The following is a 13967-nucleotide window of genomic DNA, read 5'->3' as shown; positions in this document are numbered from 1 at the left end:
GAATTTTATTTCAAGCTTGAAATTTTAGGCCTAAACTAATATCAATGCGCCCGACCCGTTCGAAAGGCCGATCCATGACGGTAGAGCTGACCCACGACGGCAATCTGGCCATCGTCACCATCGACAATCCGCCGGTCAACGTCACCTCGCAGGCGGTGCGCGCGGCGCTTCTGAGCCGGATCGAAACGCTGGAGCGCGACCCGGCGGTCGCCGCCGTCGTGCTGCGCTGTGCCGGGCGGACCTTTATCGCGGGGGCGGATGCGACAGAGTTTGACGCCCCGCCCCAAGCGCCGCATCTGCCGGATGTCATTGCGGCCGTGGAAGCCTCTGACAAACCCTGGATCGCGGCGCTGCATGGCACGGTGCTGGGCGGCGGGCTGGAGGTGGCGATGGGCTGTCACATCCGCATCGCCGCCCCGGGCACCCGGCTGGGTCTGCCCGAAGTGACACTCGGGCTGATCCCGGGGGCCGGGGGCACGGTACGCCTGCCGCGTCTGGTGCCGGGCGATCTGGCGCTGCGGATGATTGCCGGGGGCAAGCCGATTACCGCACAGGACGCCTTGAGCGCCGGTCTGATCGACGCGATTGCCGGCGACGACCTGCTGCAAGCCGCCCTGACGCGCGCCCGCAAAGCCACCGGGACGGTGCCGACGCTGAGCCGGCCGGTACGGCCCTTTGACGCCGGGGCGCTCGCCGGGATCGGCGCCAGGCTTGTCGCCAAGGCACGCGGTCAGGTTTCGGTGGCCGAGGCGGTCGAGGCCGTGACGCAGGCCCTGACCGCGCCGCCGGAGGACGCGCTGCAAGCCGAGCGCGCGCGGTTCCTGCGGCTCAAGTCCAGCCCGCAATGTGCGGCGCTGCGCCATGTGTTCTTCGCCGAACGGCGCAGCCTGTCGGACCCGCGCGCCAAGGGCACGGCCCGCGAGATCGCCGAGGTCGGCGTTGTCGGCGGCGGCACGATGGGCGCCGGCATCGCCACCGCCTGTTTGCGGCGCGGGTTTCAGGTGCGGATGGTCGAACGCGACGCAGCCACCGCCGAGGCCGGCGCCAGGCGGGTGCGCGAGATGGTGGAGGAAAGCGCGCGGCGCGAAGGTCAGGATGCCGCCGCCGTCGCGGTCACGCTCGACCGTTTTGCGGCGGGCACGGAATATGCTGCGCTGGCGCAGGCCGATCTGGTGATCGAGGCGGTGTTCGAGGAGATGGCGGTCAAGAAAGCGGTGTTTGCCGAGCTTGAGGCCGCCACCCGGCCCGACGCGATCCTGGCCACCAACACATCGTATCTCGATATCGATGAACTGGCCGCGACACTCGATGATCCCTCCCGGGTGATCGGGCTGCACTTCTTTTCGCCCGCGCATGTGATGAAACTGCTCGAAATCGTCCTGCCCGATGCGGTCGCCGACACGGTGGCTGCCAGTGCGGCGGCCTTTGCCAAGCGGCTGGGCAAGATCGGCGTGTTCGCCGGGGTCTGCGAAGGCTTCATCGGCAACCGCATCATGTCGGCCTATCGCCGCGAGGCGGAGTACATCGTCGAGGACGGCGCCTGGCCCGAAGAAGTGGATGCCGCCATGCGCGATTTCGGCTTTCCGATCGGCATCTTCGAAATGCAGGACATGGCCGGGCTGGATATCGGCTGGGCGATGCGCAAACGCCGCGCCGCCACGCGCGATCCGAACGAGCGCTACGTCGCGATCGCCGACCGCATCTGCGAGGCCGGCCGCCTGGGCCGCAAGGCCGGCGCAGGCTGGTACGATTACGTCGAAGGCAGGCCGGTGCCGTCAGAGACCGTGCGCGGGATGATCGCGGCCGAGCGCGCGCGGCAGGGCCGCACGGCTGACCGCCCGGCCGACATCATGCGCCGCCTGCTGGATGCAATGCAGGCCGAAGCGCGCGCAGTGCTTGCCGATGGCACCGCGCGCCGGGCCGAGGATATCGACGTGGTGATGGTGAACGGCTACGGCTTCCCGCGCCATCGCGGCGGGCCGATGTTCCTGGCCGGACAGCCCTGACCGGCCCGTCAGGTCACCCGCGACCGGGTCTGATAGGCCGGATCCCGCCACAACCCGTCGCGGAACACCCGCTCGATCCGCCCGGCGGCAACCCGAATGTCATCGGCATCGAGATAGAGCGGCGTGAAGCCGAAACGCATTATGTCGGGCGCACGGAAATCGCCGATGACGTCGTGCGCGATCAGCGCCTGCATCGCCGGATAGCTGTTGTCAAAGGCAAAGGACACCTGCGAACCGCGCTGTTGCGGATCGCGGGGCGAGGCCAGGGTCAGATCGGGGCAGCGGGCTTCGATCTCGCGGATGAAGAGTTCGGACAATTCGATCGACGCGGCCCGGATCTCGGCCATGTCGACGCCCTCCCAGATGTTCATCGCCTCTTCAAGGATCGAAAGCTGCACGATGGGCGGCGTGCCGATGCGCAGCCTTTCGGTTGTCATGGCCGGGCGATAGTGCCGCTCCATGGCAAAGGGCGCATCATGGCCCATCCAGCCGGACAGCGCCGGTTCGACCGTCTCGATCAGGTCGGGCCGCACGTAGATGAAGGCCGGCGCGCCGGGGCCGCCGTTGAGATATTTGTAGGTACAGCCGACGGCAAATTCGGCCTCGGACGCCATCAGATCCACCGGCACCGCACCGGCACTATGCGCCAGATCCCAGATCATCACCGCCCCGGCGGCATGGGCCGCCCGGGTGAGCGCCTGCATGTCATGCATCCTGCCGGTGCGGTAATCGACTTGGGTCAGCATCACCACGGCAACCTCGTCGGTGATCGCCTCCAGCACCGCCTCGGGCGCCGGCGTGCGCAGCTCCAGCCCTTTGTCGATGGTCTCGATCAGCCCCTCCGCCATATAGAGATCGGAGGGAAAGTTGCCGCTGTCCGACAGGATGACTTTGCGGTCCAGGCGCATCTTCAACGCGGCCGCCAGCGCCTGATACACCTTGATCGACAGCGTGTCGCCGGTGGCGATCGTCCCCTCGGGCGCGCCGACCAGCCCGCCGATCCGGTCGCCCACCTGCTTGGGCAGCCCGATCCAGTCGGCGGTGTTCCAGGCCTTGATCAACTCTTGCCCCCATTCGGCGTCGATCACCTGCGCAGCGCGGGCGCGCGCCTTGCGCGGCAACGGGCCGAGCGAATTGCCATCGAGGTAGATCACCCCCTCGGGCAGGGAAAACAGCTCTTTTTTCGGCAGGTCGGTCATCACAATTCTCCGCGCAGGTGCCACAGTTCGGGAAACAGCTCGACGCTCAGCATCCGCCTCAGGTATTGCACGCCCGAAGAGCCGCCGGTGCCACGTTTGAAGCCGATGACACGTTCCACCGTAGTGACGTGATTGAACCGCCAGCGGCGGAGGTAATCTTCGAGATCGACCAGCTTTTCGGCCAGCTCATATAACGTCCAATAGGTCTCGACATCCTGATAGACCCGCTTCCAGCGCTCCTGGATTTCGGGCATGGCCGCGTGCGGCTGACGCAGTTGCGGCGCGGGCATCCCGTCGGTGCCGCCATCCAGCGTCTGGAACAACAGGCGCACCACCTCGTCATACAGGCTGGGGCGCGCGAGCTCGTCCGAGAGCATCTGGCGGACCTGCGGCACATGCTCATGCGGCGCCAGCATGTTTGCATTCCGGTTGCCTAGAATGAATTCGATCATCCGGTATTGATAGGATTGAAACCCCGAGGATGCGCCCAGCGAATCCCGGAACCGGGTGTAATCGGCCGGCGTCATGGTGCGCAGCACGTCCCAGGCGGAATTGAGCTGCTCGAAAATCCGCGTGACCCGGGCGAGCATCTTGAACATCGCCGGAAGCTGGCCGGAAAGAAGCGCCTCGCGCGCGCTCGAGAGTTCGCGGATCGCCAGCTTCATCCACAGCTCGCTGGTCTGGTGCTGGATGATGAACAGCATCTCGTCATGCGCCGGGGACAGCGGTTGTTGCAGCGACAGCAGCTCATCTATCCTCAGGTAATCGCTATATGACATCGCGTCCGAAAAGGACATCTTGGTGCCCTCGGCGCCCGGATCGTAGCTGTTATCTGTCATCACATGCCCTTCAGGCTATGGTATCCGCGCACCCGGCGTCGCATGCTGCACGGCACCCGGGACGTGCCGCAGGCGGCGGCGGGCGGGCGCGGGGCAGTGTGGCCGGATCAGAAAGTTATTTCAAGCATAAACCTTTTATGCTTGAATAAAGATCGGCAGACGAAGGGAGAGGATTTGACGATGAGCGATTTGACGGGGATCGACTGGGGCGACGCCTTTGCCAATGCCGCGCATATTCCCGAAGGCGATGACTATCCCGACAGATGGGCCGCCGCGGCGGCACGATTTCGCGAGGACGTGGCAGGCGAGTTGGACCTGCCCTACGGCGATCATCCGCGCGAAACGTATGACATCTTCCTGCCGCAACAGGCCGCCCATGGTCTGGTGGTTATCGTGCATGGCGGCTTCTGGCTGGCCTTCGACAAATCCTACTGGTCCCATCTCGCGGCAAGCGCGCTGGCGCAGGGCTGGGCCGTCGCCCTGCCCGGCTATACCCTGGCCCCCGAAGCGCGCATCAGCGAGATCACCGGCCAGATCGGGCGGGCCATCGCCGCGATGGCCGCGCGGGTGCCCGGACCGATCCGTCTGACCGGGCATTCCGCCGGCGGGCATCTCGTGACCCGCATGGTCTGCGACGACAGCCCCCTGCCCCCCGAGGTGCTGGCTCGAGTCGACCGGGTGGTTTCGATCAGCGGCGTGCATGACCTGCGTCCGCTGCAACTCAACCCGATGAACGATTCGCTCAAACTCACCCCCGAGGAGGCCGCCGCCGAAAGCCCGGCGCTGTGCCGATTGGTGCCCAACGTCGAGGTGACGGCTTGGGTCGGGGCGGCGGAGCGCCCCGAGTTCCTGCGCCAGTCGGCGCTGCTGTCCGAGGCCTGGAGCACGGCTGACGCTCCGGTGCCCCTGATCGCCGAAGCCGATCGCCACCATTTCGACGTCATCGACGGGCTGCGCGACCCTTCACACCCGCTCTGCCGCGCCTTGACCGACCTTTAGCCGGGCCAGGACCGGCAGGCCGGTCAGTCGTCGCGCAGGTCTGCCGGCAACAGGCGCTCGGGCATGTTCTGGTAACATACCGGCCGCAGGAACCGGCGGATCGCCAGGGTGCCGACCGAGGTAGCGCCAAAATTGGTAGATGCGGGATAGGGCCCGCCATGTACCATCGCATCGGCCACCTCGACCCCGGTCGGAAAGCCGTTCACAAGCACGCGCCCGGCCTTGTGTTCCAGCACCGGAACGAATTCCCGCGCCAGGTCGGTGTCGGCCTCGTCGAGCTGAAGCGTTGCGGTTAGCTGGCCTTTCAGGCTTCTGGCAACCTCGAGCATCTGCTCCGGCCCGGAAGCGGTCACGACAAGGCCCAGCGGTCCAAAGACCTCTTCGGCCAGCGCACTTTGTGCAAGCCAGTCCCGGGCGCTGACCTGGAACAGCGCCGGCCCGGCCTGTCGCCCCTCGGCGGGAGCATTGAGGATCTCCGTCACGCCGGGCCGCGATCTGACCTGCGCCGCGCCGCGCCCGAAGGCGCTTGCGATCCCCTCGGTCAGCATCGCCGAAGCGGCCACATCGGAGGCCGCGCGGGCCGCCGCCTGGGTGAAGGCCTCGAGCCCCGGCCCCTCGGCGGCGACCACGATGCCCGGCTTGGTGCAGAACTGGCCCACCCCCATGGTCAGCGATGCGGCCCAGGCCGCGCCAAGCTCGGTCGCCCGAGACGCAAGCGCCGCCGGCAGGAGAAAGACCGGGTTTACCGAGCCCAGCTCGCCAAAGAACGGGATCGGTTCGGGGCGGGCAGCGCAGAGATCGAAGAGCGCCCGGCCGCCCGCCAGCGATCCGGTGAAGCCGACCGCGCGGATCAGGGGGTGTTGGACCAGGGCGCCGCCAAGGGCATGGCTGGTTCCCTGAACAAAGGAAAAGGTGCCCGGCGGCATGCCGCTGCGCGCGACGGCCGCGGCAATGGCCTCCGCGACAATCTCGCCGGTGGCCGGATGCGCCGGATGGCCCTTGACCACAACCGGACATCCGGCGGCGAGGGCCGATGCGGTGTCCCCGCCCGCAGTCGAAAAGGCGAGCGGGAAATTCGAGGCGCCAAAGACCGCCACCGGCCCGAGGGGCCGCTGAACCATTCGCAGATCTGGCCGCGGCAAGGGCTGCCGCTCGGGCAGCGCCGGATCATGACGCCGGTCAAGATGGCGGCCCTCGCGGATATGCGCCGCAAACAGTCTGAGCTGGCCGGTGGTGCGTCCGCGCTCACCCTCCAGCCGGGCGGCAGGCAGGCCAGTCTCGGCGCAGCCAAGCCGGGTGATCTCGGCGCCGCGTCCCTCGATCTCTTCGGCGATGGCCTCGAGAAAATCCGCCCGCGCGGCGCGGGAGGTGTTGCCGTAGGTCGAAAACGCGCGTTCCGCGGCCCGCGCGGCGCGGTCCACTTCCTCTGCGCCACCCGCCGCAAAACTGAGCGCCGGCCCGGTCACCGGCTGCGAGTCAAAACTGTCGTCGGACCCGATCCAATCGCCTGCGATCAGATGCTTGCCTTTGTGTTCATAGGCCATCTTGTTGTCCTCACTTTCCCCAGCGCAGCGCGATCACGTCGCTTTCGGCCGCCAGTTGCAGCAGCCGGGCGCGCGTCCGGTCCGTCATCGGTTTGAGCGGATGGCGCACGTGATCCGAACCGATCACGCCCCCCGCCTGCATCACGGTCTTGGCCGCTCGCAGCCCGCATTGGCGGTTTTCATGGTTGATCAGCGGCAGGCAGACGCGCCATTGCGCCAGCGCGGCATCGACATTGCCGGCGCGATACTCGGTGACGATGGGCCGGATCAGTTCGGGTTGCAGCGCCGAGGTCATGGTGCCGGTGCAGCCGGCATCCAGGTCGGCCAGCAGGGTCACCGCCTCTTCGCCGTCAAACGGGCCAACGATATGCTCGCCCCCCGCCTCGATCAACGCCGCCAGCTTGTCGGCGGCAAACGGTGTTTCCATCTTGAAATAGCTGACATTCTCGATCTCTTTCGCCATCCGCACCAGCAGTGGCACCGGCAAGGTCGCGCCCGATAGTGGCGCATCCTGCACCATGATCGGAATCGAGACCGCATCCGACGCGGCGGCGAAATGCTCGAAGATCGCCGCCTCGCCCGGCACCAGACCCACACCGTGATAAGGCGGCATCATCATCAGCATCGCGGCGCCCAAGGCTTCGGCCTCGCGGGCGCGATCGACCACCACCTGAGTGCTGAAATGGCTGGTGGTGACGATCACCGGCACCCGGCCCGACACATGCTCGAGCGAGACCCGGGTCAGGGTGGCACGCTCTTCATCCGACAGAACGAATTGTTCCGAGTAATTGGCCAGGATGCAGATCGCGTCGACCCCCTGGTCGATCATGCAGTCCAGCACCCGTGTCATGCCCTCCGTGTCGATGGCCCCGTCGGCGTGAAACGGCGTCGGCGCCACGGGGAGGATTCCGGTCAATGGTTGGATCATGGGATCTCCTTGCGGATGAATCTGAAACGGGAGGATTGGCGGAACACCCTGTCGGTGCTCAATTCGATCGAGGGAAAGTCTGGGTGGTTCGGCGCATCGGGCCAGAGCTGGGGCTCCATCGCCAGACCGGCAAAGGCACCATAGGGCTTTCCGTGATGGCCCCGCGCCGGGCGCGTGTCGAGACCGGCGGCATCATAGATCTGAAGTCCCGGCGCATCGGTCTCCACCGTCATCGTCAGCCGGTCGGTTTCCAGCCACGCGACCTTGCGAAAGCCGGCGCCATTCAGGCAGAAGTTGGTGTCAAGATCGACAGCGGCCGGCAATGGCGTCGGGCTTCGCAGGTCATAGGCCGTGCCGGCGACCGGTGCGATCTCGCCGGTGGGGATCAGCGCCCGGTCGGTCGGCAGATAATGATCGGCGGCAACACACAGCCGATGCCCGGCCAGCCCCTCGCTGCCGAGACACCAATAGCCGTGAAAGGCCGGGTTGCAGAAAGTTTGCGCCGGGCTCTGACCTGTGACCTCGAGCCGCAGCGCGCCGTCCTCCTCGATCTCATAGGCCACCCGGATCGTCAGCGGCCCAGGCGGACCGCCATCACCCGGGTCGGACGCGATGCCAAGGACCACCCGATGCCGGTCCCGGCTCTCGATGCTCCAGCTGCGCTGCGACAGTCCCTGCGGACCGCCGTGCAGCGCGGTGTCGCCCTCGTTGGTCGCGAGTGTGACGATCCGGCCATCGAGCGGCGCCCGGCCGCCTGCGATGCGATTGGCAATCGGTCCGACAATGGCCCCGAAATAGCGCATCGGGCCGCGATAGGCGGCGGCGTCCTCACTGCCCAGCACCAGCGAATGGGCAAAGCCATCGAGGCGAAAGTCGGCCAGCGTGGCGCCGTAGGTCAGGATCCGCGCCCGCGACGGCCCGCGCGCAATGGTCAGGCTTTCCTCGGTCGGCGGGTCAAGCGGCATCGGTCGCACTCTCGACAAAGGGCGCCACACGTTCGCGCCGGCCAAGCGTGAAGATATCGGCCACCAGGGTCATCGGACGCAGATCGACATCGCATTGCCCCTGACGCACCAGGTCGGCCATACGCTTGTAGAGCCGCGGGTATTCCCCGGCGAGCGCCGCAGCCGCGCCCTTGACCGTGCCGTCGATCTCGAGCCTTGCACCGCCATCGGCCAGCCGGAGGCTGCCGCTTTCGGTCACCGCCACGATCTCCCAAATCTGATCGCCTTGCTGGCGCCAGTCGAAAACGGCCTCGGCCCTGGCGCCGCCGGGATGGCAAAACGCGACCCGGGCCGCAATTGGCGTCTGGCAGTTCTCGGGCACCTCCAGCACCGCCTGGGTGACATGCAGGTCTTCGGCCAGAATCTCGGTCACGATCGACAGCGCGTTGATGCCCGGGTCAAAGACACCGAGACCGCCCGGCTCCCAGAGCCAGCTCTGCCCCGGATGCCAGCGCCGCACGTCCTCTTTCCAGGTCACGGTCAGCGACGTCAGCGTCTTGTCCTCCAGCCAGGCTTTCGCCGCCCCGACCATCTCGGCCGCGCGCGAATGCCAGGTGGTGTAGAGCGTCAGCCCCGCTGCCCGCGCCGCCCGCTCGAGCGCATGGCACTCGGCCAGCGTGGCCCCGGGCGGCTTTTCCAGCATGACATGGCGCCCGGCCGCAATGGCCTGCATCGCATAGGCAAACCGCGGCACCGGGGGCAGGCAGAGCGAGACGACGCGAATGTCGGGCCGCGCCTCGAGCATGGCGCCGAGGTCGGTAAAGGCCTCCACGCCGTCAACCGCGCCCTCCCGGCTGACGGTGGCGGCGAGTTCCCAGTCGGGGCTGTCCGATATCGCGGGCACATGCTCGTCCACCGCGATCTTTCCTATGCCAACGAGGGCTATTTTCATCAGTGAGAATCCTTGCCCACGGGCGCCCCGCGGCAGCCCTTGAGGAAATCCAGGTCGGCGCCGGTATCCGCGCCTTCCACATGCGCCTGGTGCAGCCAGGCATAGCCGCTTTCGGCGCGTTCATGCGCCGGCGTCCAATCGGCCAGCCGCGCCTGCAATTCCGCCTCGGTGATGTCGAGGTGCAGGCGCCGGTTTTCGACATCGACCTCGATCATGTCGCCGCTGCGGACAACCGCCAGCGGCCCGCCCGCCGCCGCCTCGGGCGAGGTGTGCAGGATCACCGTGCCATAGGCGGTGCCGGACATGCGCGCATCGGAAATGCGGATCATGTCCTTGACGCCTTTCTTCAGCACCTTGGGCGGCAGTCCCATGTTGCCGACCTCGGCCATACCGGGATAGCCCTTGGGCCCGCAGTTCTTGAGCACCATGATGCAGGTCTCGTCGATGTCGAGCGCGTCATCGTTGATCCTGGCCTTGTAATCGTCGATGTCCTCGAAGACGACGGCGCGGCCGCGGTGCTGCATCAGATGCGGCGAGGCGGCCGAGGGTTTGAGGATCGCCCCCTTCGGCGCAAGATTGCCCTTCAGCACCGCGATCCCGCCCTTTTGCGTCAAGGCCTTGTCGAGCGGCAGGATCACGTCCTCGTTCCAGTTCTTTGCGTCCTTGACCTCGTCCCAGACCGTTCGGCCCGAAACGGTCAGCGCCGTCTTGTGCAGCTTGCCGCCCTCGGCCAGCCGTTTCAGCACCACAGGCAGACCGCCGGCATAGAAGAATTCCTCCATCAGGTATTTGCCCGAGGGTTGCAGGTTCAGGATCGTGGCAATGTCACGCCCGCACCGGTCCCAGTCGTCCAGCGTGAGATCCACGCCCACCCGGCCCGCGATGGCCAACATGTGAACGACCGTGTTGGTCGAACCACCCACCGCCCCATTGCAACGGATGGCATTTTCGAATGCCTCGCGGGTCAGGATGTCCGAGGGTTTCAGATCGTCCTTGACCATCTGCACGATGCGGCGCCCGGAAAGCTGCGCCATGACCCGACGGCGGCTGTCCACCGCAGGGATCGCCGCATTGCCCGACAGCGCCATGCCAAGCGCTTCGGCCATGCTGGCCATGCTCGACGCCGTGCCCATGGTGTTGCAGGTGCCGGAGGAGCGGGTGACGGCGGATTCCGCTTCGAGGAAGTCCTCCTGCGTCATCTCGCCGGCCTTCACCGCCTCGGAAAACCGCCAGAGGTGCGTGCCCGCGCCGACCCTTTCGCCTTGGAACCAGCCGTTCAGCATCGGCCCGCCTGTCACCACGATGGACGGCAGGTCACAGGACGCGGCCGCCATCAGAAGCGACGGCGTGGTCTTGTCGCAACCCACCATCAGCACGCAGCCGTCCATCGGCTGGCCGCGGATCTGTTCCTCGATGCTGAGGGCGGCGAGGTTGCGGAACATCATCGCGGTGGGGCGGAAGGTGTTTTCCGAGGCCGAGAATACCGGCACCTCCATCGGAAACCCGCCGGCCTCCCAGATGCCGGCCTTCACCTTTTCCGCCAGTTCGCGCAGGTGACCGTTGCACGGCGTCATGTCGGACCAGGTGTTGAGGATGCCGATCACCGGGCGGCCGTCAAAGAGATCGTCGGGATAGCCCTGATTCTTCATCCAGCCGCGATGATAGATCACGTCCTTCGTGCTGCCCTCGTACCATTCGGCAGAGCGCAGCTTGCGCGGCCATTTGGCGGGTTTGAAAGCCATGCCTCAGCCCTTCTTCTTGTTGTAGACGTCGAAGATCACGGCCGCGAGCAGCACCAGCCCCTTGATCATCTGCTGGTAATCGATGCCGATGCCCATGATCGACATGCCGTTGTTGAGAACCCCCATCAGGAAGGCGCCGACCACGGCGCCGACGATCCGGCCAACGCCGCCCGACATCGACGCCCCGCCGATAAAGACCGCCGCGATCACGTCGAGTTCCAGCGCGAACCCGGCCTTGGGGGTCGCGGTGTTCAGGCGGGCGGCAAAGACCAGTCCCGCGATGGCCGCCAGGATGCCCATGTTGACGAAGGCCAGGAAGGTCAGCCGTTCGGTCTTGATGCCCGAGAGCTTGGCCGCCTTCTCGTTGCCGCCAAGCGCATAGATGCGGCGGCCCAGCACCGTGCGTTCGGTGATGAAGGCATAGACAACGGTCAGAACGCCCATGGTCAGCAGCACATTGGGCAGGCCCCGAAAGGTCGCCAGCTTGTAGAGGATGAAGACCAGCGCCAGCGCGATGATCGCGGTGCGCACCACAAAGAAGGCGCGCGGTTCGTCCTCGATGCCGTAGGCTTTGTTGTGGGCGCGCTTGCGCAGCCCGGACCAGACCACCCAGCTTGCGGCGATGATGCCGATGGCGCAGGCAAGCACATTGAAATTGCGGGTGCCGAGGACGCCTTTCAGCGCCTCGCCGCCGGGCAGGACATCCGGCACGAAACCGGTGGCGATCACCTGGAATTCGCGCGGGAAGGGGCCGACCGACTGGCCTTCCAGAAGCCACAGCGACAAGCCGCGGAACACCAGCATCCCGGCAAGCGTCACGATGAAGCTGGGAATTTTCCAATAGGCCACCCAATAGCCCTGCGCGCCGCCGATCAGCGCCCCGACCACGACGCATGTCGCCATGGTCACGGCGATGGGCACCTCCCAGTTGACCACCATCACCGCCGCCAGCGCCCCGACAAATCCCATCACCGAACCGACCGACAGGTCGATGTGCCCGGCGACGATGACGATCAGCATCCCCAGCGCCATGATGACGATATAGCTGTTCTGCAACAGCAGGTTGGTCAGGTTGATCGGGCGCAGCAAGGTGCCGCTGGTGACCACCTGAAAAAACGCCATGATCGCGATCAGAGCAAACAGCAGCCCGTATTCGCGCAGATGCGCGGTGAGGTATTCGGCAAGTCGGCCCGAGCCGCCGGCCTTTTGGTTGGTGTCTTCGGCCATCGACATGGCAAGCCCCCTAGTTGTTCACGATGAGCGACATGATGCGCTCCTGACTGGCGTCGCTTGCGGGCATTTCGCCCACGAAGGCGCCTTCGTTCATCACGTAGATCCGGTCGCACATGCCCAGCAGTTCCGGCATCTCCGACGAGATCATCACCACGCCCTTGCCGGCGGCGGCGAGATCGTTGATCAGACCGTAAATTTCGTATTTCGCCCCGACGTCGATGCCGCGGGTCGGCTCGTCCAGGATCAGCACTTCGGGGCCGGCAAAGAGCCATTTGGACAGCACGACCTTTTGCTGGTTGCCGCCCGAGAGGTTCACCACCTTCTGGAACACACCTGGCGTGCGGATCCCCAGATCACCGCGATATTTTTCGGCCACGCGCTTTTCGGCATGTTCGTTCAGCACCGGCCCGCGCGCCACGTCCGGCAGGTTGGAGATGGTGATGTTGCGGGTGATGCTGTCGTCGAGGATCAGCCCGAGGCTCTTGCGATCCTCCGGCACATAGGCCAGCCCGGCGGCAATGGCGCGGCTGACGTCCGAGACATCCGCCGGCTGGCCGTGCATCTCGACCGTGCCCGAGATGTTCTGCCCCCAGCTCCGGCCGAAGATCGACATGGCAAGCTCGGTCCGGCCGGCCCCCATCAGGCCGGCGATGCCGACCACCTCGCCGGCGCGGACGTCAAAGCCGACGTCCTTGATCACCTGCCGGTCGTCATGCTCGGGGTGATAGACCGACCAGTCGGCAACGCGCATGATGCGTTCGCCGATCTCCGGGGTCCGCTCGGGATAGCGGTTTTCCATCGACCGGCCCACCATGTCGCGCACGATGCGGTCTTCGGTGATGCCGTCGCTGGTGTCGAAACTGCTGACCGACTGGCCGTCGCGGATCACCGTGACGCTGTCGGCCACGCGGCGCACCTCGTTCAGCTTGTGGCTGATGATGATCTGCGTCATGCCCTGCGCCTTGAGCTCGAGCATCAGGTCGAGCAGCTTCTGGCTGTCGCTCTCCGACAGGGCCGAGGTCGGCTCGTCGAGGATCAGCAGCCGCACGTCCTTGGCCAGCGCCTTGGCGATCTCGACCAGTTGCTGCTTGCCGACGCCCAGCTTTTCGACCTGCGTCGTCGGGGCATCGCGCAGGCCCACCTTGCGCAACAGCACCTCGGTCCTGCGGTTGGTGTCGCGCCAGTCGATGACACCGCCGCGGGCGTTTTCATTGCCGAGAAACAGGTTCTCGGCAATCGACAGCAGCGGCACCAGCGCCAGTTCCTGGTGGATGATGATGATGCCGCGCGCCTCGCTGTCGGCGATGTCGCGCATCTCGGTCAGGGCGCCGTCATAATGGATTTCGCCGTCGTAGCTGCCCGCCGGGTAGACGCCGGAGAGCACTTTCATCAGCGTCGACTTGCCGGCGCCGTTCTCGCCGCAGATGGCGTGAATCTCGCCGGTCTTGACCTGCAACGAGACATTGTCGAGCGCCTTGACGCCCGGAAAGGTCTTGGTGATGGAGCGCATGTCCAGCAGCATGTCCTGCATGGCGGGTGCCTCACGGGTTCGGGGAATTTCAGGCGGACCGGCCCGACGAT

The 13967-nt window shown here is 66.2% G+C and carries 11 protein-coding genes; 2 read left to right on the top strand and 9 right to left on the bottom strand.

What is annotated here, in order from left to right; genetic code table 11:
- The first annotated feature begins 74 nt into the window (after positions 1-74).
- On the top strand, positions 75-2006 hold the full coding sequence (locus BMW90_RS13455) for a 3-hydroxyacyl-CoA dehydrogenase NAD-binding domain-containing protein (RefSeq protein ID WP_074837079.1): 1932 nt from the start codon (positions 75-77) through the stop codon (positions 2004-2006).
- Positions 2007-2014: 8 nt separating this feature from the next.
- Here BMW90_RS13455 and kynU read toward each other — a convergent pair whose 3' ends face one another.
- Positions 2015-3205 (bottom strand): kynureninase, encoded by a 1191-nt coding sequence (kynU, locus tag BMW90_RS13450; RefSeq protein ID WP_074837078.1) that lies wholly within the window; start codon positions 3203-3205, stop codon positions 2015-2017.
- Positions 3205-4044: a tryptophan 2,3-dioxygenase gene (locus BMW90_RS13445; protein ID WP_074837077.1), complete on the bottom strand. Its 840-nt coding sequence runs from the start codon at positions 4042-4044 to the stop codon at positions 3205-3207. Before BMW90_RS13445 ends, kynU begins: the two co-directional genes overlap by 1 nt.
- A 180-nt stretch (positions 4045-4224) precedes the next feature.
- Between BMW90_RS13445 and BMW90_RS13440 the strand changes: the two genes are divergently transcribed.
- Complete coding sequence (locus BMW90_RS13440; protein WP_074837076.1) at positions 4225-5043, top strand: alpha/beta hydrolase; 819 nt, start codon at positions 4225-4227, stop codon at positions 5041-5043.
- 23 nt (positions 5044-5066) lie between these two features.
- Here BMW90_RS13440 and BMW90_RS13435 read toward each other — a convergent pair whose 3' ends face one another.
- The 7 genes from BMW90_RS13435 to mmsA are packed head-to-tail and all read right to left on the bottom strand — an operon-like array spanning position 5067 to position 13917.
- Complete coding sequence (locus BMW90_RS13435; protein WP_074837075.1) at positions 5067-6587, bottom strand: aldehyde dehydrogenase (NADP(+)); 1521 nt, start codon at positions 6585-6587, stop codon at positions 5067-5069.
- A gap of 10 nt (positions 6588-6597) precedes the next feature.
- Complete coding sequence (locus BMW90_RS13430) at positions 6598-7515, bottom strand: dihydrodipicolinate synthase family protein (RefSeq protein ID WP_074837074.1); 918 nt, start codon at positions 7513-7515, stop codon at positions 6598-6600.
- Entirely contained in the window at positions 7512-8480 is a 969-nt protein-coding gene (locus tag BMW90_RS13425) for an aldose epimerase family protein (RefSeq protein ID WP_074837073.1), read from the bottom strand. The genes BMW90_RS13430 and BMW90_RS13425 overlap by 4 nt, the downstream gene beginning before the upstream one ends.
- Complete coding sequence (locus BMW90_RS13420; RefSeq protein ID WP_074837072.1) at positions 8470-9411, bottom strand: Gfo/Idh/MocA family protein; 942 nt, start codon at positions 9409-9411, stop codon at positions 8470-8472. The genes BMW90_RS13425 and BMW90_RS13420 overlap by 11 nt, the downstream gene beginning before the upstream one ends.
- On the bottom strand, positions 9411-11153 hold the full coding sequence (gene araD, locus BMW90_RS13415) for an L-arabinonate dehydratase (protein ID WP_074837071.1): 1743 nt from the start codon (positions 11151-11153) through the stop codon (positions 9411-9413). Before araD ends, BMW90_RS13420 begins: the two co-directional genes overlap by 1 nt.
- Positions 11154-11156: 3 nt before the next feature.
- Positions 11157-12386, bottom strand: coding sequence for a multiple monosaccharide ABC transporter permease (gene mmsB / locus BMW90_RS13410; RefSeq protein WP_074837070.1), 1230 nt, complete (start codon positions 12384-12386; stop codon positions 11157-11159).
- A 10-nt stretch (positions 12387-12396) separates the two neighbouring features.
- Positions 12397-13917, bottom strand: coding sequence for a multiple monosaccharide ABC transporter ATP-binding protein (gene mmsA / locus BMW90_RS13405; RefSeq protein WP_211568875.1), 1521 nt, complete (start codon positions 13915-13917; stop codon positions 12397-12399).
- Positions 13918-13967 lie beyond the last annotated feature (50 nt).

This window comes from Marinovum algicola (genome assembly GCF_900109145.1).
Classification (GTDB): Bacteria; Pseudomonadota; Alphaproteobacteria; order Rhodobacterales; family Rhodobacteraceae; genus Marinovum; species Marinovum algicola.
The sequence above is the reverse complement of the archived record's forward strand: the minus strand, read 5'-3'. Positions and strand labels throughout refer to the sequence as shown.

Excerpts from the sequence above, each read along its gene's own strand:
- BMW90_RS13455 (WP_074837079.1), top strand. The coding sequence starts at position 75 with ATGACGGTAGAGCTGACCCACGACGGCAATCTGGCCATCGTCACCATC.
- kynU (WP_074837078.1), bottom strand. The coding sequence starts at position 3,205 with ATGACCGACCTGCCGAAAAAAGAGCTGTTTTCCCTGCCCGAGGGGGTG.
- BMW90_RS13445 (WP_074837077.1), bottom strand. The coding sequence starts at position 4,044 with ATGACAGATAACAGCTACGATCCGGGCGCCGAGGGCACCAAGATGTCC.
- BMW90_RS13440 (WP_074837076.1), top strand. The coding sequence starts at position 4,225 with ATGAGCGATTTGACGGGGATCGACTGGGGCGACGCCTTTGCCAATGCC.
- BMW90_RS13435 (WP_074837075.1), bottom strand. The coding sequence starts at position 6,587 with ATGGCCTATGAACACAAAGGCAAGCATCTGATCGCAGGCGATTGGATC.
- BMW90_RS13430 (WP_074837074.1), bottom strand. The coding sequence starts at position 7,515 with ATGATCCAACCATTGACCGGAATCCTCCCCGTGGCGCCGACGCCGTTT.
- BMW90_RS13425 (WP_074837073.1), bottom strand. The coding sequence starts at position 8,480 with ATGCCGCTTGACCCGCCGACCGAGGAAAGCCTGACCATTGCGCGCGGG.
- BMW90_RS13420 (WP_074837072.1), bottom strand. The coding sequence starts at position 9,411 with ATGAAAATAGCCCTCGTTGGCATAGGAAAGATCGCGGTGGACGAGCAT.
- araD (WP_074837071.1), bottom strand. The coding sequence starts at position 11,153 with ATGGCTTTCAAACCCGCCAAATGGCCGCGCAAGCTGCGCTCTGCCGAA.
- mmsB (WP_074837070.1), bottom strand. The coding sequence starts at position 12,386 with ATGTCGATGGCCGAAGACACCAACCAAAAGGCCGGCGGCTCGGGCCGA.
- mmsA (WP_211568875.1), bottom strand. The coding sequence starts at position 13,917 with ATGCAGGACATGCTGCTGGACATGCGCTCCATCACCAAGACCTTTCCG.